The 20689-nt window shown below is 40.3% G+C and carries 19 protein-coding genes and 1 riboswitch; of the genes, 16 read left to right on the plus strand and 3 right to left on the minus strand.

Going from position 1 to position 20689, the window contains the following annotated elements; all coding sequences use genetic code 11:
* Positions 1–31 precede the first annotated feature (31 nt).
* Together QNI29_RS08515 and QNI29_RS08520 are read right to left on the minus strand one after the other, a co-directional pair.
* Positions 32–1306 carry an MFS transporter gene (locus QNI29_RS08515; RefSeq protein WP_354665934.1) on the minus strand — a complete coding sequence of 425 codons (1275 nt, stop codon included), beginning with the start codon at positions 1304–1306 and terminating at the stop codon, positions 32–34.
* 631 nt (positions 1307–1937) lie between these two features.
* Positions 1938–3095: a S8 family peptidase gene (locus QNI29_RS08520; RefSeq protein WP_231417544.1), complete on the minus strand. Its 1158-nt coding sequence runs from the start codon at positions 3093–3095 to the stop codon at positions 1938–1940.
* A 366-nt stretch (positions 3096–3461) separates the two neighbouring features.
* A riboswitch (TPP riboswitch) is annotated at positions 3462–3562 on the plus strand.
* Positions 3563–3647: 85 nt separating this feature from the next.
* Between QNI29_RS08520 and thiT the strand changes: the two genes are divergently transcribed.
* Positions 3648–4238, plus strand: a complete 591-nt coding sequence (gene thiT, locus QNI29_RS08525; RefSeq protein WP_231416037.1) for an energy-coupled thiamine transporter ThiT — start codon at positions 3648–3650, stop codon at positions 4236–4238.
* A gap of 286 nt (positions 4239–4524) precedes the next feature.
* Entirely contained in the window at positions 4525–5181 is a 657-nt protein-coding gene (locus QNI29_RS08530) for a methanogen output domain 1-containing protein (protein ID WP_231416038.1), read from the plus strand.
* A gap of 18 nt (positions 5182–5199) precedes the next feature.
* On the opposite strand, the gene QNI29_RS08535 is transcribed toward QNI29_RS08530, so the two are convergent.
* Positions 5200–5787 (minus strand): TetR/AcrR family transcriptional regulator, encoded by a 588-nt coding sequence (locus QNI29_RS08535; RefSeq protein ID WP_231416040.1) that lies wholly within the window; start codon positions 5785–5787, stop codon positions 5200–5202.
* A 150-nt stretch (positions 5788–5937) separates the two neighbouring features.
* Between QNI29_RS08535 and QNI29_RS08540 the strand changes: the two genes are divergently transcribed.
* The 14 genes from QNI29_RS08540 to QNI29_RS08605 all read left to right on the plus strand — a co-directional run bounded on the left by QNI29_RS08540 (position 5938) and on the right by QNI29_RS08605 (position 20668).
* On the plus strand, positions 5938–6921 hold the full coding sequence (locus tag QNI29_RS08540) for an NADPH:quinone oxidoreductase family protein (RefSeq protein ID WP_255686767.1): 984 nt from the start codon (positions 5938–5940) through the stop codon (positions 6919–6921).
* 258 nt (positions 6922–7179) lie between these two features.
* The gene (locus QNI29_RS08545) at positions 7180–10131 is read left to right on the plus strand and encodes a hybrid sensor histidine kinase/response regulator (protein WP_231416041.1); all 2952 of its coding nucleotides are present in this window, start codon (positions 7180–7182) and stop codon (positions 10129–10131) included.
* Positions 10132–10280: 149 nt separating this feature from the next.
* Positions 10281–11024, plus strand: a complete 744-nt coding sequence (locus QNI29_RS08550; protein WP_231416043.1) for a LytR/AlgR family response regulator transcription factor — start codon at positions 10281–10283, stop codon at positions 11022–11024.
* Positions 11025–11329: 305 nt separating this feature from the next.
* A complete protein-coding gene (locus tag QNI29_RS08555) occupies positions 11330–11551 on the plus strand; it encodes a hypothetical protein (protein WP_231416044.1) in 222 nt (73 codons plus the stop codon).
* A gap of 187 nt (positions 11552–11738) precedes the next feature.
* A complete protein-coding gene (locus QNI29_RS08560; protein ID WP_231416045.1) occupies positions 11739–13172 on the plus strand; it encodes a hypothetical protein in 1434 nt (477 codons plus the stop codon).
* Positions 13173–13344: 172 nt separating this feature from the next.
* Positions 13345–14106: a sporulation protein gene (locus QNI29_RS08565; RefSeq protein ID WP_231416047.1), complete on the plus strand. Its 762-nt coding sequence runs from the start codon at positions 13345–13347 to the stop codon at positions 14104–14106.
* A 156-nt stretch (positions 14107–14262) separates the two neighbouring features.
* Positions 14263–14844, plus strand: a complete 582-nt coding sequence (locus QNI29_RS08570; RefSeq protein WP_231417546.1) for a DUF2087 domain-containing protein — start codon at positions 14263–14265, stop codon at positions 14842–14844.
* A gap of 76 nt (positions 14845–14920) precedes the next feature.
* Positions 14921–16138 (plus strand): MFS transporter, encoded by a 1218-nt coding sequence (locus tag QNI29_RS08575; protein ID WP_231416048.1) that lies wholly within the window; start codon positions 14921–14923, stop codon positions 16136–16138.
* A 134-nt stretch (positions 16139–16272) separates the two neighbouring features.
* On the plus strand, positions 16273–16509 hold the full coding sequence (locus tag QNI29_RS08580; RefSeq protein ID WP_231416050.1) for a hypothetical protein: 237 nt from the start codon (positions 16273–16275) through the stop codon (positions 16507–16509).
* 186 nt (positions 16510–16695) lie between these two features.
* Positions 16696–17496: an SDR family NAD(P)-dependent oxidoreductase gene (locus QNI29_RS08585; RefSeq protein ID WP_231416052.1), complete on the plus strand. Its 801-nt coding sequence runs from the start codon at positions 16696–16698 to the stop codon at positions 17494–17496.
* 80 nt (positions 17497–17576) lie between these two features.
* Positions 17577–17987 (plus strand): Fur family transcriptional regulator, encoded by a 411-nt coding sequence (locus QNI29_RS08590; protein ID WP_231416053.1) that lies wholly within the window; start codon positions 17577–17579, stop codon positions 17985–17987.
* Between the two features lie 138 nt (positions 17988–18125).
* On the plus strand, positions 18126–19178 hold the full coding sequence (locus QNI29_RS08595) for a metal ABC transporter solute-binding protein, Zn/Mn family (protein ID WP_231416054.1): 1053 nt from the start codon (positions 18126–18128) through the stop codon (positions 19176–19178).
* A 166-nt stretch (positions 19179–19344) separates the two neighbouring features.
* Entirely contained in the window at positions 19345–19914 is a 570-nt protein-coding gene (locus QNI29_RS08600; protein ID WP_231416055.1) for an RNA polymerase sigma factor, read from the plus strand.
* On the plus strand, positions 19907–20668 hold the full coding sequence (locus QNI29_RS08605) for an anti-sigma factor (RefSeq protein WP_231416057.1): 762 nt from the start codon (positions 19907–19909) through the stop codon (positions 20666–20668). The genes QNI29_RS08600 and QNI29_RS08605 overlap by 8 nt, the downstream gene beginning before the upstream one ends.
* Positions 20669–20689 lie beyond the last annotated feature (21 nt).

Genomic DNA, 20689 nt, shown 5'->3' on the forward strand with positions numbered 1-20689 from the left:
TGTCAAATTCAAACGATTTACCTCAACGCGATTAAGAGGAGTGCACGGTCGATTGCGATCTTAGTCGTGTTGCTTTTTTATTCGTCATAACTTTATAAAGGTACATCACAACGAAAACGAATAATCCCATTATAAAATATAACGAATGATATCCAAGTAGCGACACTACTATGCCTAATACATAGGAGCCGGTGGCGATACCTGTATCAAATAATGTGAAGAATGTCGCTGTTGCATGTCCACTTCTGTGATGGTCGGCAGATTGAATGGCTAACGTTTGGAAGCAAGGGACAAGGCTACCATAGCCAAGACCAATGAATGTAGCTGAGAGCAATAGCATAAAGGATGAATCTGTAATACTTAACGTAAGCAAACCAAGTGCAAATAGAACGAGCGACGGATAAATCACAATGCTTGGTCCTCTAGAGTCAAATAGTCGGCCTACAAAGGGTCTAGAGACTAGCATAGCAATGGCGAATACGGCAAAGAAGAAACTAGCTGCTTCTAGTAATCCAAGTGATTTCGTATAGATAGATATATATGAAATGACACTTGAGTAGGAGAAAGCTAATAAACTTCCTACAAGCGCAATCGGTAAAGCTTTTACTTCAAATAAATCATGAAAGCTTAACTTCTTCTTACTTGAAGGAGCTTCTGTTGCTGGTGCGGATACTAAACTAGTGAATAGAAGAGCACCGGCGAGTAAAGCACCGAGTATTATGAAGAGCGTTGAGAAGCTAAGCCAATTTAATAGGGTTAAGGCTAGGAATGGACCTGCCACTACTGCGAGATTCATTGACATTGCAAAGTATCCAAGCCCCTCACCGCGACGACTATCTGGAGTAATATCCGCCGCAATAGCACCTGCAGCAGTTGTGGCGATTGCAAACCAAATCCCATGGAAAAATCGAAGCGCTAATAATAAATAAAAACTTGTAGCCGCTACATATACGAATGTAGTGAGCATAAATAACAACAAACTAATCAAAAGCATTCTTTTCTTCCCAAAGTCTTCTAATAACTTTCCAGAAAAAGGCCTTACCAGAATAGCTGAAAGTAAGAAAAGCGTAACGATTAAACCAGCCTGAGACTCGGAGCCGTTTAGATCATCGGTCACATATATCGGTAATGTGGTTAAAAGAGCATAGAAGGTAAGAAATAAGAAAAAATTGCTTAAGGAAATAAATAAAAAGCTTTTCGTCCATATAGGTGATTTTTTTTGAGTCATAAGAGTCCTCCTCTGATGTTCTTGTCGGTAGCAGGATTCTGCTTTGTTGTCTATTCGATTAAAAACACCAAGATTCATATTATGCTTCTTATTATCCTTTGTAAAGGTATATGCATTTCCATTTAGGCTTCTAGTTGTTGGTTATGGATGTGATCCATATGGGCCGTTATATTTTATGAGTGCTCGGGCTTGTTCGGGGACAACTCGCTTTCCGAGGGGGAGCTGGGAAGACTCCTCGTTCGCATTCGCTCTCTGTGGGGTCTCCCCTAGGCTCTTTCCCCCGTAGGAGTCTCGCAGTCCCCGAACAAGCCCTGACTACATAGGGGGTGAACGGCCTTGAGGCACGAATTGTGTGAGGTGACCTCTCCGCATAATGCATGTTGCCGTTCATCCAAATATGGCAAAGGTGGGCTTGGAAACTGCTAAACTCCCGTGGGCAGAAGAGCCAGTTCAGTTCCAGCGTGGAGGACCTAGCGCGATAAGTCATCTTTTTTCCAAAGGCTAAACGCCTTTTCCAAAAAGCTGTCTTATCCGTACGGTCCTAGGCACCAAGCTTGCACATTTCAATCTAGGAGAGCGAGTTGACCCTGGGCAAGCCCAAGCACTCATCAATCGTATCGGCCCTTTACTACTAAAAATTCTTAGCTATAAGGATTATGGAACACAAAAAAATCCCCGGCATGGCCGGGGAACGAAGGGGAAAGTTCATTTATTGTGCTACTGCAAAAGTAGTAGTAGCTGCATTTACTGCTTCCTGTACGTTAATGAGTCCATTCCCGTAATAGAAAGCATCGCCTAAAGGCGTTGTGGTACTATTTAGTAAGCTGCGCACTTCTTGGTTAGTAAGAGAGCTGTCCTCAGCTAAAATGAGTGCTGCAGCACCGGCTACATGCGGGGACGCCATTGACGTTCCGTTATAAGAGCCGTAAGTATTGCCTGGTAGTGTACTGTAAATATTAGCTCCTGGTGCCATTACTTCTAATTCTTCACCAACGGAAGAAAAAGAGGCACGGTTCAAGCTTTCATCTACTGCTCCAACAGCAACAACAGATGCGTATTTAGCTGGATATCCGATGGTATTCTTTTTTCCTTTAGATCCTTCATTTCCAGCCGCGGCTATTAACAAAACACCTTGTTGGTAAGCTTGATCCATTGCTTGTTCTAATGTTGTTGAGCCACGGCTTCCGCCTAAACTCATATTTACAACGTCAATGTTGTTGTCGACGGCCCATTCAATCCCTTTTGCGATTCCGCTGTAAGAACCACTGCCGCTGCTGTTTAATACCTTAACAGCATAAAGTTCAGCTGATGGGGCTACCCCGATGACACCAAGGGAATTGTTGACACCTGCAATTGTGCCAGCTACGTGTGTACCGTGACCGTTTCCATCATTAAATGGGTCCGGTTCACCATCTACGAAACTTGCGCCACCTGCTACTTGTAAATCTTCATGACTAGCGCTGATTCCGCTGTCTAATACTGCTACTTTAATTCCGCTACCAGAATTCCCGCTTGCTTGAACATCGTCAGCATTGATTGCGGGAATGCCCCACGGGGTTGTCTGCCCGTAAGCTTGTACGTTAGCATCTTCTTCAATATAAGCAACATTTGGATTCTTCTTAAGAGCTTCTACAGCTTTAGGGGGGAGTTTTGCCTGAACAACATTCATATACTTGAATTGATGCTTCACTTTTCCGCCAACCTTATGAATGGTAGATACTTCTTTGTGATCGACCCCAGCCTTAAACCCAATTAAATAGTCTTGGGGTTTCTCTGACGGCTGAGCCGAAATTTTGCTTGGTCCTATGGATAAAGATAAGACGAACATAAAGCTAAGTAGTGCAATGACCAATCGTTTCAATAGAATCCCTCCTTAAATAGTTGACTCTATTGTATAACGGGTCTAAAAGAATTTCTTTGGGACAATAAAAGATTGATAGGGAAGGGGAGGGCGTAAAAGGAATCGCTTTTAGAGAAAAATAGGAGAATGGGCACGGGTTTTGAAAGGTTTAAATGAGGATTTGTGCAAATCAAGCGTGGAAACGATAGAAGAACGGGTGTTTGGGGAAAGGGTTTGGGAAAAGTAGAATAGGAGAGTGGTTTGGATACCATTTACTAGTATACCACAAAATTATGAAAATATTGGATAAAAAATGTATTTATCTTCATATGATTACTTGAGTCCTTTGTGATGTTCCCCTATAATAGGAAGTAACAAAAAAAGCATACGTAAGAAGACCACAAGGGGAGCCGCTAGGCTGAGATTGAACGATTCGTTCTGACCCTCTGAACCTGTTAGTTAGTACTAGCGTAGGGATGTGGCTTTAGTGATGGCGCAATGCAAACGGACTATCCATCTTAAAGCTCTCCCTTGCATTGCTTTTTTTGTGTGCATTTTTATTTTAGGGAGGCGATTCAGATGAAACATAGTCCGATTTTATTTTTAGTAGAGGTAGCGATGTTTGCGGCTCTAGGTGCAGTTTTAAGTTTACCGTTTTTAACTATTCCGTTGTGGGTCCAAGGCGGATCCATTGCCTTTGCCATGGTTCCTATTTTCTTTATGGCTTATCGATGGGGGTTAAAAGGTGGCGTTACAACAGGACTTTTAGTGGGGATTTTTAATTCATTGATTAATCCATTTATAGTCCACCCTGTCCAATATGTGATGGACTATCCTCTTGCTTATGCTGTGGTTGGTATAGCAGGAATCTTTTCTAAGCCAGCGCTTAAAGCTGTTCGGGATGGTCATGCAAAGTCGTTCACAGTTTATATTGTAATGGGCACATTACTTGGAAGTGCACTTCGGTTTATGAGTCACTTTATAGGTGGGATTGTGTTCTTCTCTTCCTTTGCGCCAGAAGGCACAGCAGTCTGGTACTATTCCTTAACCTATAATATTGGTTATATGCTGCCATCGTTTATTATTAGTGCAGTCATATTGAATATCATTTTATATAAACAGCCGAAGTTGCTCCGTTTTGGCGGGTCCCAAACCGCGAAATCTGTGTAACTCATAACAGGTTCAAGATAAAAAGGCGTGTCGCAGAGAGAAAAGACGATCTGCGGCACGCTTTTGTTTTAATATAGAGTTTGAAAAGGCCGTGTTTGAGGAAAGCAAGTCGTGAAAGGGAATACTTGATTAGTAGATCTTAATATGAAATAACAAGATGTTCTTTCTAGTGATAAATGAGTAAATTAGGAATCTAATATATTAATTGCAAAAAATAGGTTCGTTTTTTCTAGAAGAGGGTAAAGGTGTATGTGGAATGTATCTTTTAAAAGGGGGAAATTAACATATGAGTCAAAAACAGACATTAACAGCGCAAACATTTCTCTCTAAACTACTTACTCAATATGCATCAATACATGAAAAGGCTGTAGGTGCACAGGCTGAAGAATATATTAAACAATTAGGAATCCGTACAGGTGAATGGCTTGAAGGACATTATGTAGATGACAAATCCACGCGATCTGTAGATCAGTATGTGAATGTCATTCTTGCTATTAAAAACGACATCGGAGGACATTTTGAAATAGAAGAAGTTACGCCTGAGCGTATCGTTGTAAAAGGAATAAAATGCCCATTTGGAGAAATGGTCAAAGATGCTCCTCATTTGTGTCAGATGACTTCTAGTGTATTTGGAGGGGTCGCATCTCGTCATTTTGGATACTCTAAAGTCCATCTTGAGCGACGAATTGCCACTGGTGATGACCACTGTCGAGTTGTGATTCACTTAAGCCAAGATGAGAATGAAGCGGGACAGGAATACTACGAATTACCTGTAACCCCTAAAAATGGAGATCCATTTCAATGGGAAGAAGAAACGATTAAGATGCTCGGGGAAGAACTTCGAAAGAGCGATGAGATGATTGCAGGGCTTGTAGCTGAAATTGAAGAGCTACGTTCACAAGTTCGCATACAAGAAAGGAAAAGCAGAAGAGACTTCCGATAAGGAGGTCTTTTCTGCTTTTTAGTCGTTTAATAACCGGTAAATAGACTCAGAACATAGTGTTTTGTAATACTCGTGTAGCTGATGGTCTCCTGCCATAAGCCATTGTAAAATACAGCCATCAATTAGACTTCGGATGGCTTTGGCTCCTTGGTCGGAATTAACGCTTAGAAAGATCCCTTCTTCCTTTCCTCTTAGAATAATGGACTTTCCAATTTCAAAGCAATTGGAATAGAAATGCTGATTGATTTCTTGAAAACGGGGTATTTTAGGTACATAAGACAAAAAATCTAAATAGACCTTATAAAACTGATCGTTTTCTTTTGGACCAACAAAAACAGCATTCACATAAGCTTGTAGTTTTTCCTCGGCTGACTCAGCTTCTTGAACAGCGCTTGCTTCTTTTTGGTAAATTTTCTGAGTTAACCATTCTAAAAGGTTAGCAAATACATCTTCTTTGTTCTTGAAATAATAATTTGTTACGCCTTTACTGACGCCGGCATAAGTGGAGATATCTTGCAAAGTCACGGTGCTATATCCTTTATCGGCTACTGCTTCAAATGTGGCTTGCAGTAATTGTTCTCTTCGTTGTTGTTCTCGCTTTTTCATAGGAACCTCCGAATCACGTGTAATAGGTCTATTGTATAAAAATTATACCAATGGGACAAATCCTTTGACATATTTAATTTGACCAGTCAGAATAAAAATGTAAATAAAGAAGATCTAATTTATTGATTTCAATAGAGGAGGAATTATTTTATGACATTCCGTGCTTTATTAGCTATGAAAGAAGAAGAGAAGGTCACAACAAAAGTCGTTGAAAGAGAAGAATCAGATTTACCTGAAGGGGATGTGACTATAGAAGTTGCTTATTCCAGTGTGAATTATAAAGATGGTTTAGCAACGAATGCGAAAGCGAAAGTTGTGCGGGATTATCCGATTGTTCCTGGTATTGATTTAGCAGGTAAGGTTACATCTTCAAATGATGATCGTTATAAAGAAGGAGATCACGTTATTGTAACAAGCTATGAGCTTGGCGTGGCTCACGACGGAGGATTCAGTGAATATGCACGTGTTCCCGGTGATTGGGTCGTTCCATTACCTGAAGGGATGTCACTCCGCGAGGCGATGACATTTGGTACAGCCGGATTCACAGCTGCATTATCCGTCCACCGCTTAGAACAAAATGGGTTAACACCAGATGATGGACCCGTCCTTGTGAGCGGTGCGACTGGGGGCGTTGGAAGTATGGCTGTAGCAATGCTTGCAAAGAAAGGATATCACGTAGTCGGTTCTACCGGAAAAGAATCAGAGCATGATTACTTGAAATCAATTGGAGCAAAAGAAGTGATTTCACGCGAAGAAGTAACGCCTGAAAAAGTGCGCCCACTTCAAAAGCAAACATGGGCGGCTGCTGTAGATCCTGTTGGGGGTAAACCACTTGCGAGTGTGTTGGCATCTATTCAATATGGTGGTTCTGTAGCTGTGAGTGGCCTAACAGCTGGTGTAGAAGTTCCGACAACGGTGATGCCGTTCATTTTACGAGGTGTAGACCTTCTAGGAATTGACTCGGTATATTGTCCGATGGAAATGCGTAAACAAGTTTGGGATCGCCTGGCTACTGATCTGAAACCAGATCAAATGAATGAAATTGAGAATGAGATTTCTTTAGAACAACTTCCTCAGACGCTTGAAGATATCCTTCAAAACAAAGTTAAAGGACGTACGATTGTAAAAATGTAAATAGAAGAAAAGCCCTTCTGCTGACAGAAGGGCTTTTTTTGTCGCTATTCCTATTATATTGTAGTGTGAGGTACGTTTTATAGCTTGAAAGGTCATCATTTCTTCCTGAATTCAGGTATAATAGGGCTGAAAAGGAATGAGAAAACTCGTCTCTGTTGAAAAAACATCTTACAATAGGAAAAGACTGTATATCAATAAGAATCGTCATAATTGTAAAGATACATAAAGTAGATGAACAGTAGTTAGGAGTTTATGTTGATGAAGTTTAAGGACCACTCGACCTATTCGTTAACACGATGGGTTTGGAATAACTTTTTAAAAGTTGCTTTAATCCCTTTGCTCGTAGTAGAGATTGCGTTTGTAGGGATCTACTTTGTAGCCAACGAATGGTCAAAAAATGAAATGGTAGATATGATTAAAGATGAAGCTGAAGATGATATGAAGGAGTCTGCCTCGAGAGAAGCAGAAGTAGTCTCTAACCATGTTCAGTCAATCTCTAATGCTACAGAAATGTATAGGGACGAAATAAAAGGGACCCTGAAGGAACCTGCCGAGATGGATGGTGTTGATCAGAATCGTTTAAAACAAACAGATGAAGGTGTTCTATATACAGATAAGGATCGCCCAGACGGTGGAGCTGGCATTTTCTACAGTAACTTAGAAAAGCAAGATGAAGGAAAAATAGCTCAGTTACTAAGAAAGCAAGATTTAATGGCCCACATCTATGAATCACAGCCTCTAGCGGCTTCTATTTATTTCAATACGTATGATTCCCTTAATATTATTTATCCTTTTGTAGACGGAATGGAAGGCATGTTTGATGCAGACCTTTATATACCTGACTTCTTGTTCTACAGAAGAGCTATGGAGGACCTTAATAAAGAGCGCAACCAGTTATGGACAACCGCTTACCTAGACCCAGCAAGGAATGATTGGGTTTCATCTTCGATAGCACCTGTCTATATCGGAGATCGCCTCGAAGGTGTTGTAGGGATTGACGTAACAATTCGAACAATTGCAGAGGACATCCTAGATCTTGATCTTCCGTGGGAAGGGGTGGGCATGCTCGTTCAAGACGATGCAGAAATTCTCGCTTTAACTGAAAAAGGTGAAGATTTGTTAGGAATTGAAGAACTGACAGATCATCAATATGATGGAACCTATAAAGGGGATGTCTTTAAGCCAGGTCCATTTAACATGTTTAACCACTCTCATACAAAGTCTTTAGCGACCGTGTTAGTCGGTCAGGAAGACGGGTTAATCACAATGGATTGGAAAGGTGAGAAAAAACTAGCAGCCTGGTCTACTGTTGAAGGAACAGGTTGGCGGTATTTAATATTTGTAGATGAGTCGGCCATCTATAAAGATGTGTACACAATGAATCAGAAATTAGTTCAAATCGGAGCTCTTATGATTGTGGGACTTATTCTGTTCTATATAATCTTCTTTGTCCTTTTATACCGAAATTCGCGATACGTTAGCCAGACCATATCAAAACCTCTTGTTGAAATGAATGAGATGGTAACGGATATAGGGCAAGGCAATTACTATCAACGAAGGAGAGCTTTTGATATAAAAGAGCTTGATGAAACCTCTAAGAGCATTATTGAAATGGGCCAAAACCTTGGTATGTCGAATAAAGCATTGAGGGAAGCACAAGAAGAGGTCCGTTCTAAAGAAGGAGATCTCAGAGCGCTTGTGATGTCCATTGACGATGTAGTGATGCAACTAGACCGGGACGGTACCTATTTGAATGTTTGGACGAATGATGAGGGGAAGCTTTCTAAACCGAGGAACGAACTCCTCAAAATGACGATTAGTCAAGTTTTTTCAGAAGAAGAATCAAGGGTATTCATGGAAACGATTGAGTCAGTGAGTGAAACTGGAAAAGCTGAAAATATTGAATATGTCATTGATACATTGAGTGGGAAAAGATGGTTCCAAGGTAGAATAGCGCCCATTATTGATGCAACAGGTGACTATCAACAGTTTGTGCTCACAGCAAGAGATATTACCCCATTGAAAGAAATGGAGAAATCACTCCGGGATGCGAAAGAGGAAGCAGAGCGTGCAAGTCAAGCGAAATCTGATTTTCTATCCAGTATGAGTCACGAATTACGTACACCTATGAATGCCATACTCGGATTTGCGCAGCTCCTTCAATATGATACGGACCATACGTTAAGTGCAACACAAGATGAAAGCGTGGAAGAAATTATTAAAGCGGGTAATCATCTGCTCACGATTATTAACGATATATTAGATTTAGCCAGAGTAGAGTCAGGGAAACTATCGATCTCAATAGAGCCCGTTGAGATCGCCCCCGTTATTGACGAAGTGATGAGTATTACGCAACCTCTTGCTAATAAAAGAGGAATTAAGCTAATTGGCGCTGATTCACCTTGTAAACACCAATTTGTATATGCTGATCGGACCAGGTTGAAACAAGTGCTCCTCAATTTAATGTCCAATGCTGTTAAATACAATCGAGAAGGTGGAGAAATTACGTTTTCATGCTACGTCCAAGAAGGGCAAGTTTCTTTCTCTGTTCAAGATACAGGGATTGGAATAGCGGAAGATGAAATAGAATCTATTTTTGAACCGTTTACCAGAGTTCCAAGTGACGATATCGTGGAAGGAACCGGTATAGGTTTAACCTTGTCCAAACAGCTCATATCCTTAATGAATGGTTCGATTTCAGTAATAAGCGAATCTGACAAAGGAAGTACATTTTGGATTGAACTTCCTTTAGTGGAGATGAACGAACAATTAACCGGTCACTGGGAAGATTCCCAAATTTCTCCTATTTTGCAATTTGAAGGTCAGAAGAAAGTGTTATATGTAGAAGATAATCCTGCTAACTTGAATTTAGTCAGACGAATTCTTGAGACGTATGAACAAATTGAACTGATTTCTTCGACAACAGGGGAGATGGGAATTGACCTGGCGCAAGCTCATGAGCCTGATCTTATCCTGATTGACCTCAACTTACCAGGTATTGATGGATTCACAGTCTTGTCCCGCCTAAAAGAATTAAAAGAAACGAAAGACCTACCAGTGGTGGCTATAAGTGCGAACGCTATGCCTCGAGATATAGAGAAAGGACTTGTTGCTGGTTTTGACGATTACCTAACAAAACCTATTCAGGTAGGGAAGTTTATGAAGATGGTTGAAACACACCTATTTAAAGACGCTGACCAAGACACTTAAAAGCAGTTGAGCATAAGCTCAACTGCTTTTTTCACTTCTGTAAGGTGGTATAAGAAAAGAATTTTTTTATTTGTTTATGCCTAAACAAAATGGTAGCTTTATCGTATACTAATTATTAGGAAACTTGTCTTAATAGGATGATGTAAAAAATGAAATACCGAGTATTAATAGCAGATGATCAAGATGCTTCACGTAAACTTTTGAAACAAATGGTTGAGAAGATCGCAGGAGATGCGTTTGAGGTTATAGATGAAGCGACAGATGGAGAGCAGCTAGTAGAGAAGGTTATTCTTAGTGAACCTGACCTGGTTTTATGTGATATTGAGATGCCGAAGCAAAAAGGGAACGAAGCCATTCGTGCTTGCAAGGAAGTAAAATCGGATCTTCAATTTATTTTTACAACTGCATATGACACATTTGCTGTAGAAGCATTCAATTTAAATGCGGTGGATTATGTCATGAAGCCTATTCAAATTAATCGTCTGCTTCTTGCATTAGAGAGAGCCAAAAAAAGCTTGCGTCATCTTAAAAATGATTCACAAGAAGAGCCTAAGCAACGGGAATATCAACGAATACCTATTCGTTTCAATCGTTCCCTGTATTACGTTCAAATTGATGATATTTTATTTATTGAGAAGAGTGATCGAAAAGCGGTTATACATACGTCGTATGAACAATACTCATCTCCTGAAACATTGGAGTATTTCATGGAGTACCTCGATGATAAGTTTGTTCAGTCCCATCGGTCGTTTATTATTAACTTGGAGCGAATTTCGAGAATCCAAACTTCTGGAAAGAGCTATCTTGTGTACTTTCATGGCTATGAAGAACCAGCCCAAATATCAAAACAAAACATTCAGCGCATCCAACACCTAATGAACAATTTCTTGTAAGTGAATTCTTCTCAAAGCATACGTGCATGGCTACTTGATGAAAGTTAATAAAAGAAGATTGTAGAAACTCGTCTTGTAAAGGCGAGTTTCTTTCTTCGTAAACAAATCTAAGGACATTTATGAATGACAGATGTCTAGGACATCTGTCTCTTTATGGTCGTTTTTTTATGGGAAATTGCTTTAAATGGTATGATTTCATGTTTGAAATGCCCCTCCTCATGTCTTAAAGGGGGTTAAAATTGGTCTAAAGTACCATTTTTATTTTGAATTAAAAGGAATAACCTGCTACATTATAGATAAGATCAATGAGTGGTAAACAAATCAACACTTACTTAAGTATCAAACTTACCTTATTTGACTCGAGTATAAGGGTTCTTCCGAAAACCACCATCAACACTTCGAAAGAACCGATCGGGGAAACATACTCGATCAAATCCTTGATCTTACTAGACATAGGCCGTGTGGGTGAAGGTTCACTTTTGGTAAGAGTGATGCTCACCTATTCCAAGAACGATAAAGACAATTAGAGAAATTACGTTTGGATTGGCTAAAAAGAGACGACTATATATAGAGATAAAAGAGATGAAAAAGGCTGCACATTTTTGTGCAGCCTTTTTCTATTGAAGTATCAGGACTCACACACCTCTCTGGGCATTCGTGCATAGTGTATTAGCACACACACGATGTGTAGAAGAAAAGGATGGTGATCCTGAAATGGAATTAACCGTTACGCATTGGTTGTACGGAATCATAACGTTTGCCATTATAGCCACGATGATGTTTCGAAAAGGGGTTGTGTTGCCGACGTTACTCGGGACGTTTTTAGTTGCCTGGGTGTATAAAGGGAGTGTAATAGGCGGATTTACGTCTGTATTTAACGCAAACTTAGTTGCTGCTAAAGAATTATTTAATATCTTCTTGATTATTACGTTTATGGTAGCCCTCTTGCAGGCTTTAAGTGATCTAGGGGCAGATCGTCGAATGATTATACCTATACAAAGGGTTATGACCAATGGACATATCGCCTACTTTGTTTTAGCAGGTGTCACCTATGTCATATCATTGTTTTTCTGGCCTACGCCTGCAGTCCCACTAATCTGTGCTTTACTCGTACCGGCTGCTGTTCGAGCTGGATTGCCAGCGATGTTAGCTGCTATGGCGGTTGCGCTTGCGGGTCAAGGGATGGCGCTGTCTTCCGATTATATTATGCAAGTAGCACCTGGACTCTCTGCAACTGCTGCTGGAATTAATACGAGTGAAGTGGTAGATAAAGCGTTTATCTTATCGATTATTACAGGGGTCATTGCTTTAGGGATGGCTTATATGATGTACCGATCTAGTATAAGATCTCCCCTTGATGGTCAAAACGAATTAGAAGTCAGAGCTTTACAAGGTCTTGGGGCGGGAGATCAGTCTAAAAGGGAAGCGAAGAATCAAGATATTAGTACATGGAGCAAACTATTCGCCGTCCTTGTGCCACTATCCATGCTAGGGGTAATGGTCTTCATGATCACGACTAAGTTAGGATCAGGACGAATGGGAGGGCTAGAAGGAGGGGATGGAGCGGCCTTTATTGGGGGCGTCGCTGTCATCTTGCTCTTGTTAGCAACGGTGGCATTTGGGCGCCACCATTCACTTGATTACATCACAGAGCATATTACAGATGGGTTTGTATTCGCCTTTAAGGCGATGGGGCCTGTTATACCCATTGCAGGTTTCTTCTTCTTAGGTAGTTCAGACTTTGCAGGAAGTATTCTCTCATTAGGGGATGCAGCTCCACCAGCCTTCTTATTTGACCTAGTTCAATCCACCCAAGATTTCTTGCCGCAAAGTTCATTTCTTGTAGCCTTTAGTATATTATTAATTGGGATTATTACAGGACTTGATGGTTCTGGGTTCTCTGGATTGCCATTAACCGGGGCCTTAGCCGGCGCGATGGCTACTTCCGGAATAGATGCTGGCACCCTTGCAGCAATTGGGCAGATGGGGTCGATCTGGACGGGAGGAGGAACGATCATTGCCTGGTCGTCGATTATTGCAATCGCCGGTTTCTGCGGGGTATCTGTTATGGAACTTGTCCGGAAAAACTTCATCCCCGTTATAATTGGTTTATGTGTTGCAACCGTGTTTGGAATTCTATTCTGGTGATAAAAGAAAAAGGGGGAGCTTATGACTCACCCCCTTTTTTTTCTGATTCATCAACAAATGTTCTTTACATAAGAGGTTGGATGATAAAATAAATGCATCCGTTATTTTTGAAACGTTAGAGAATGAGGATACGTAAAGAAAGTATCAAATAGGATTAGAAAGGATGATGGAGATGTTTAAGAAATTTATGGCAAGTCTTGGGGTAGGGGCAGCTAAAGTAGATACACAATTAGAAAAGGAGCGTTTCGCAGCCGGTGAAGAAGTTCGAGGCAAGGTTGTGATGAAAGGTGGAAATGCAGAGCAACAAATCGATCGGATTCATTTATTCCTTATGACTGAAGTAGTGAAAGAGGTGGACGATCGTAAAGTACGCGAGGAAGAAATCATTCATCGTTTTAACATTGCGGAATCTTTCACATTAAAAGAAGGGGAGGATAAAGAAATTGACTTTTCTTTCACTCTTCCTTTAAATACACCTGCAAGTTTTGGCCGTCTACCAATCTGGTTCCAAACAGGATTAGATATTCCGATGGCTGTCGATCCTAAAGACCGAGATTTTATCCATGTGGACCCTTCTGAATCGGTTCAGACGATTTTGACCGCATTACAACATGAACTAGGCTTTTCGTTACGCAAAGTGGAAATGGAAGAAGCACGACGTGGCCATATTGTTCAAGAATTTGAATTTCTCCCTGGAGGTCGCTTCAGCGGGGACCTTGATGAACTTGAAGCGGTGTTCTTCCCGCAAGACGATGGCGTAGAGATTGTGTTAGAAGTGGACCGCCGTGCTAAAGGGCTTGGAGGGTTGCTGGCTGAAGCGCTAGATGCAGATGAAAGTCATGTTCGAACCCATCTTTCGAATACAGATCTATCAAAAGGAGAACGATCTGTAGCCAACCAGCTAGAGCAATTGATCGAGCGTTTTTCAAAATAATTATTTAGCTTATTGAGAAGAGGGGGAGCCATTGGCTTGTCCTCTTTTATAATGTCTTATTTTAATAAGAAGAAACAATTCCTAATTTCCGGTTTACAAAACTTGGAGATTAGGTTACTATCTAATTAGATATTCATCGAATATGGAGGTTTCATGATGCAATTAGATAAAGTGGTCCACTTTCATAAGGTGGTAGGAGACCCTACGAGGATACGAATTATCTCCCTTCTTAAACAAGGTCCCCTGCACGGGCAAGCGATTGCCAATAAGTTAGGATTAAAGCCACCAACCATCACACATCACGTAGGAAAGTTGAAGCAAATAGGAATTGTTTATCAACGTAGAGATAAAAATACGATTTACTTTTATTTGGATCAGAAAAAGCTAGAATATAGCGCCAACGCCATTTTACAAATCGGGGAGGTGACAAATGTGCGACCTGATATGCAAGTTGAAGAGAAAGATAAGCTATCCATCGTGAAGAATTTCTTTACTCCTCAAGGAACGCTTAAGCAAATTCCGAGCCAACGAAAGAAGAAGCTCGTAGTCTTGGCTTATATGATCCGAGGTATAGAGACAGGGAGACTGTATGAAGAGAAAGAAATTAATGAGTATATTAAGGAATTCCACGAAGATTATGCAACCATTCGACGTGAGTGGGTAATGAATCATTTTATGTATCGTGAGAATAATCAGTATGAACTTAATCCTAAGGAAATGTGGCCGCTACAATTTTAAGAGTGCTTTTTAAGAAGCACTCTTTTTCTATCGCAACTAATTCGATATATATCTAATTAGTAAAGGGGGAGAATTGGTGCATAAACGTTTAAAACAATCGTATAGAAAAGTTTTTACTGCAGGAATCATTAATGGAATAGGAGATCGTTTTAACCAAGTAGCTGTGTTAGCGATGGTTTTGTCGATTACTGGTTCAGGTGTCGCGGTGGGAGGTGCACTGGCGATTCGAATTATTCCTTACTTATTCTTCTCCCCATTAGGAGGATGGCTTTCGACTGTTTTCTCTTTAAAGAGAATCATGGTGGTTACCGATCTTGTGAGAATTTTGTTTGCTTTATCTTTATTGCTGGTAGATGGCTCCAAGGATCTATGGATTGTGTATACGGTTCTGTTTCTTTTAGCGGGTTCAGAAGCCATCTATCAACCTGTCAGACGCACCTATCTATCGCGACATATGGATAAGGAAGATTTACTGCGTGTAAACAAACTAGAGCAAGTTCTACTAGGAATTGTTTTAATTATGGGGTCTGCAGTGGGTGGGGTAGTATCCTATCTTTTTAGTCCGCAGCTCGTGTTTATTATAAATGCGTTTACCTTTTTGTTAGCTGCTCTCATTCTTTTAACGTTGCATGAAACCAAAGTCATCATCTCATCTTCAAAAGAAACGGTGCTTTCTGTTATAAAATGTGGATGGAAAGTAACAATGGAGCATTCTTTATTCCGCAAATTGTTTTTGATAGAAGCTTCGATCTCAGCAGCTGATGGAATTTTTAATGTGCTTATAAGTGTGTATGCGTATCAACGCTTTCAAATGGGGGATATAGGAATTGGCCTCTTTTATGGAGCTCTAGGATTAGGGCTTGTTTTAAGTATGTGGTTTCCAATTGGGAAGAAAAACGTTTTAATGCCTTTTGCTATCGTAACCATTTTTATGGAAGGGCTGTTTCAAATTCTGTTAAGTCAGGTAAATGGATTTCACTATGCATTGCTTCTTTTTTCATTTATTTCTTTAAGTGGAGGGATTGGGAAAGGGGCAATGGATACGATCCTTATGAAGCAACTGCCTAAAGAGAGTCAGGGACCTGTTTATTCATTGTTTGATATGGTATCAAATGTGGTGATGGGAATGTCAATGTTTGTTACTGGGATTATGCTGACTCTCTATCCTTCTCCTGTAATGGGAAGTATTGCGGGGGGCATTTTTATTATTGTCTCGTTTGCTGGCTTTTATGGGCTACACCGAGATCAATCTTTTCAAGGAGTACGTGTACAAGACAAGGGGATTGAAAAATAACGCCAAATTATGTCGGATTATGTCGTTTTGTATTAAGACTGAAGAAAATCGCGCTGTACGTATTGAATTTTCAGAATTTTTGGCGGATAATAGATGAAAAGGTAGAAGAATTACCTTTGAGGAGGCGACTTCCCATGAGGTTCAAAGTTATTGCATACTATAATCAAATGACGAAGATTACTTTTCAAAGTACAGACAATCAGGATCTCGTTTTTAATGATTTTGGAGCCGCCAAACGTTTTGTAAATGCACTCAAAGACTTAGGGAGCTATGAACGCTATTCTTTTCAAATTGTATCGTTGGATCAAGAATTGATGCTGCCCTCCTCGAATTCTGCTAAAGATGAAAAGAAATACCTTTATTCTTATTAAACGAAGCTGTCTCTAGAGTAGTCACATACTTTAGGGACAGCTTTTTTTATGAGGATTTAGTTTAGTGTTGAAATTCTTAGGTTAGGTAGGATAGTTCAAGGCCCAGCTCGAGAGAAAGGATACACTTGCGTTTAAATTCCTATGAAATAGGTTAAATAGGTAGGACCATATCTGAGGAGGAAAACGATGACCATTTTCGCACAAGACGCTTTACTAGGAAAGCATATCATCATTACAGGAGCCACGGGTGGAATCGGCTATGAAACTGCTAAAGCAGCGGTGCAAGCTGGTGCTGCCATTACGATCACGGGGCGGAATTCTGAAACACTCTATCAATTGAAAGACGAATGCATCGCACTTGATGGTCGCGCTCATGTCTTAAGTGTTCCTGCTGATTTAAATAAACGTGAAGACCGGGAACGGATCATAGAAGAAGCTGTACAAGAGATTGGACCAGTGGACGGATTGGTTAATTCAGCTGGTAAAACAGGCGGTGGGACGTTGGAAGACCTCTCAGAGGAAGAGCTACGTTCTACAATGGAGTTAAACTTCTTCTCCACAGTCTTATTCACCCAGGGAGTATATGAAAAGATGAAAAAGAAGAAAGCAGGGGCTATTGTAAACCTCTCATCTTTATCAGGGCTTCGGGGTACGTATGGAAACACGGCATATAGTGGATCAAAATTTGCAATAACGGCCTTTACTCAATCATTTGCTCACGAAGCGATTGAACACAATATACGAGTGAATGCTGTGTGCCCTGGATTTGTAGATACAGAAATGGGAAGAAACTCGATTGCTTCTATGGGAGAACGCGAAGGAAGAAGCTTCGAAGAACAACTTGAAGTCGCTGAACAAGGTCTTCCTTCTGGCCGTATTACACAACCGGAAGAAGTAGCAAACTCTATTCTGTTTTTACTGAGTGAAGCTGCGGAGAATATTGTAGGAGAATCTATGAAAATTTCCGGTGGGGGCGTGATGAGATAATTGACTCGTTTGCACATCCATGTACAGTTTCCTTTTGATGACTTATAATAGGAAGGAAGTTGCTATAAAGGGATGATAGAATGAATTCCACTAAAGCTCTCAATGTATTAAAGGATCATGGGTATAAACATACGAAGCAACGTAAGAAATTATTAGATTTATTTGATCAATATGATGCTTACGTGTCTGTTAAAGATCTTTTTGAAGTCTTCCGTCTCGATTTCCCGGGTGCCAGTTATGATACTGTTTATCGAAATTTATATACGCTTGCTGAAATTGGAATTTTAGAAACGACAACGCTTGACGGAGAAAAGCATTTTCGGTTTCATTGTGATACGCACGGACACCACCATCATTTTATTTGCACAAGCTGTGGTAAGACGAGCCCGATTAACTTGTGTCCGGTTGAAGATGTGGTATCTACACTACCTGGACATCAGATTGAAAATCATAAGTTTGAAGTGTATGGAAAATGCCCTTCATGTGTTTAAAACAGAGCCCCTAGAGGCTCTGTTTTTTATTTTACTGAAAGGGTTCATTAAAACGTAACGATTACTATTTACAAAACGTAATCGTTACGATATGATGTATCTTGTTCATATACATAAAAAGGTCAGGAGGAACTATAGATGCATAAACGAATTTTTACATGGGGTTCCATTATTCTGTTACTGGTTCTTGCAGCTTGTGGAAATGGAGAGGGGAAAAGCGCATCAGGAGAAGGGAAAGAAGAATCTGGTAAACTAAAAATCTATACCACTTTATATCCATTACAAGATTTTGTGGAGAGAATTGGCGGAGAACATGTTGAAGTAGAGTCAATCTTACCAGCAGGGGCGAATCCTCATACATTTGAGCCAACGACTAAGATGATGGTGGAACTAGCAAAGGCAGATGCCTTTATTTACAACGGGGCCAACTTAGAAGCCTATGCCACTAAAATCTCAGAATCAATCGAAGATGAAGGGGTTCAAATCTTAGAAGCTTCAAATGGGGTTGAGTTATTAACTCATGTACATGATCACGCCGAGGAGACTCAGGAGAGTGAAAACCATACAGAAGAAAGTCACGAAGAGCATGGTCATGAGGATGAGGATAAAGATGAACATGAAGGTGAAAGTCATAAAGAAGAAGGCCATGAAGGTCATGACCATGGGGATGAGGATCCTCACGTGTGGCTTGATCCAATACGGGCCATTACATTAGCGGAGAACATTAAAGACCAACTAGTAGAATTAGATCCGGATTCTAAAGAAGATTTTGAAGCTAATTTCGAAGATTTGAAGGAAGAACTAACTGAATTAGATCAAACGTTCCACTCAAAATTAGAATCAGCTGATTCTAATAAAATACTAGTTTCTCATGCAGCTTATGGGTACTGGGAAAAAGCGTATGGGATTGAGCAGATTGCCATATCAGGGTTGTCACCTACAAATGAGCCATCACAGAAGCAATTAGAGACTATTATAGAAAAGTCAAAGAAAAATAATATCAATACTATTCTGTTCGAACAAAATGTAACACCTAAAGTGGCATCTGTTATTCAAAAAGAAATGAATGCAGATCTGAAGCGAATTCACAATTTGTCTGTCCTCACAAAAGAAGACTTAGAGGCAGATGAGGATTACTTTAGTTTAATGAACCATAATTTAGAAGTATTGCTTGATGTGTTAAACAATTAATAGATAGATAGAAAAGTCACCTTATAAAAAGGTGACTTTTTTGGTTTAAAAGTGATCTGAAAAGGGAATTGATTCGATTTCTTTATAGCTTCCATTCCCATAATTACTCCCGGCCCCACTCAGTATGCTATGATATGGATATTATTGATCGTTAAAGGAGAATGGTATGAAGGAGCGGGACTATGATCTTTATCTAAAGGTCTTAGAAGGCGATAAACAAGCGCTCGAAGAGATCTATGATAAATACGAAAAGTTACTCTACTCCTTTGCCTATAAGACTTGCGGGCAAAAGGAGATGTCGGAAGAAGTTATGCAAGAAGTCTTTATAAAAATTTGGACACAAAAGGCAACATACGATGAGGCGAAAGGGAAATTCTCATCATGGATCATTACAGTAGCCAGATATACGGCTATTGATGTGTTACGTAAAAAAGAAAATCAAAATTATGCTTTAGATGAAGAGTGGGATGCAACAAATGAACAGGAGCCTTCTGTTGAGGACCTCGTGGAATGGAAAGAGAGAGGAAGTATGATCAGGCAAGCTATGAAGCAACTTCCGAAAGAACAGAAGAAAATTGTCACATTATTTTACTTTAAAGGCTGGACCCAACAACGAATTGCGGAAGGTTTAGATGTATCTTTAGGTACGGTGAAGAGTCGAATTAGGCTAGCTTTAAAAAGACTAAAAAAAGAGCTGGCCACCATCGAAGAGAAGGGGGGTGTGAGTGATGCCTAAACAATGCGACCGATTAATTGACTATATAAGCGGAGAACTACAAGGGGAAGAAAAACGTGCATTTGAAGCCCATTTAGAAGAGTGTGACGAATGTCGTGAGGAAGTAGAAGAAATGGAAAGTCTTATGGAAGAATTGCCATATGCATCAGAACCAGTAGAGCCCCCGAAAGAAATGAAAAGCAGGGTGTTAGCGAATGTTTTTGAGGGGGAACAAATAGAAACAGATACGAATGTAGCGCATAAAGAAGAGTATAAAGAGGAAAATGTAGCATCGCTCACGACTCATAAACAGGAAAAACGTGTCAAGAAACCTTGGACTACGCTACTAGCGGCTGGATTGTTGTTGTCCCTATCTGGAAATGTTTATTCCTTCTTGGCAACTGAAGATGGAGCAACGTCAAATGTCGAAGAAAGTATCGATGAAGTATCAAAGAAAGTAACGTTGTCTGGGCAACAAGAGGCGTTGGCTTCGGCTTCGATTATTAAACAACAAGATAATATGACTCTTGTAGTAGAAGCTCAGCAGATGGGACGTTTACAGGGAGATGAAGTGTACCAAGTATGGCTCATTAATGGAGAGACTCCATACCGAGCGGGGAGCTTTGTGACCAATCAAAATGGGGAAGGAGCTGTAGCCTTCTCATTAAGTCGTTTAGAAGCTCAAGGCGATTTTGATACCATTGCCATAACAAAAGAACCAGACGCTACGAGCAAGACTCCTCAAGGGGACATTATCGTATCTTCAGAGTTATAGAGAGAAGACCTGGGTCTGTGT

It is taken from the genome of Pontibacillus chungwhensis (genome assembly GCF_030166655.1).
Taxonomy (GTDB): domain Bacteria; phylum Bacillota; class Bacilli; order Bacillales; family BH030062; genus Pontibacillus.

Coding starts and splice junctions, on each gene's coding strand:
- QNI29_RS08545 (WP_231416041.1), top strand. CDS start 7,180: ATGAAGTTTAAGGACCACTCGACCTATTCGTTAACACGATGGGTTTGG.
- QNI29_RS08595 (WP_231416054.1), top strand. CDS start 18,126: ATGCATAAACGAATTTTTACATGGGGTTCCATTATTCTGTTACTGGTT.
- QNI29_RS08540 (WP_255686767.1), top strand. CDS start 5,938: ATGACATTCCGTGCTTTATTAGCTATGAAAGAAGAAGAGAAGGTCACA.
- QNI29_RS08515 (WP_354665934.1), bottom strand. CDS start 1,306: ATGAATCTTGGTGTTTTTAATCGAATAGACAACAAAGCAGAATCCTGC.
- QNI29_RS08530 (WP_231416038.1), top strand. CDS start 4,525: ATGAGTCAAAAACAGACATTAACAGCGCAAACATTTCTCTCTAAACTA.
- QNI29_RS08535 (WP_231416040.1), bottom strand. CDS start 5,787: ATGAAAAAGCGAGAACAACAACGAAGAGAACAATTACTGCAAGCCACA.
- QNI29_RS08555 (WP_231416044.1), top strand. CDS start 11,330: ATGAGTGGTAAACAAATCAACACTTACTTAAGTATCAAACTTACCTTA.
- QNI29_RS08550 (WP_231416043.1), top strand. CDS start 10,281: ATGAAATACCGAGTATTAATAGCAGATGATCAAGATGCTTCACGTAAA.
- QNI29_RS08580 (WP_231416050.1), top strand. CDS start 16,273: ATGAGGTTCAAAGTTATTGCATACTATAATCAAATGACGAAGATTACT.
- QNI29_RS08585 (WP_231416052.1), top strand. CDS start 16,696: ATGACCATTTTCGCACAAGACGCTTTACTAGGAAAGCATATCATCATT.
- QNI29_RS08605 (WP_231416057.1), top strand. CDS start 19,907: ATGCCTAAACAATGCGACCGATTAATTGACTATATAAGCGGAGAACTA.
- QNI29_RS08565 (WP_231416047.1), top strand. CDS start 13,345: ATGTTTAAGAAATTTATGGCAAGTCTTGGGGTAGGGGCAGCTAAAGTA.
- QNI29_RS08560 (WP_231416045.1), top strand. CDS start 11,739: ATGGAATTAACCGTTACGCATTGGTTGTACGGAATCATAACGTTTGCC.
- QNI29_RS08600 (WP_231416055.1), top strand. CDS start 19,345: ATGAAGGAGCGGGACTATGATCTTTATCTAAAGGTCTTAGAAGGCGAT.
- QNI29_RS08570 (WP_231417546.1), top strand. CDS start 14,263: ATGCAATTAGATAAAGTGGTCCACTTTCATAAGGTGGTAGGAGACCCT.
- thiT (WP_231416037.1), top strand. CDS start 3,648: ATGAAACATAGTCCGATTTTATTTTTAGTAGAGGTAGCGATGTTTGCG.
- QNI29_RS08590 (WP_231416053.1), top strand. CDS start 17,577: ATGAATTCCACTAAAGCTCTCAATGTATTAAAGGATCATGGGTATAAA.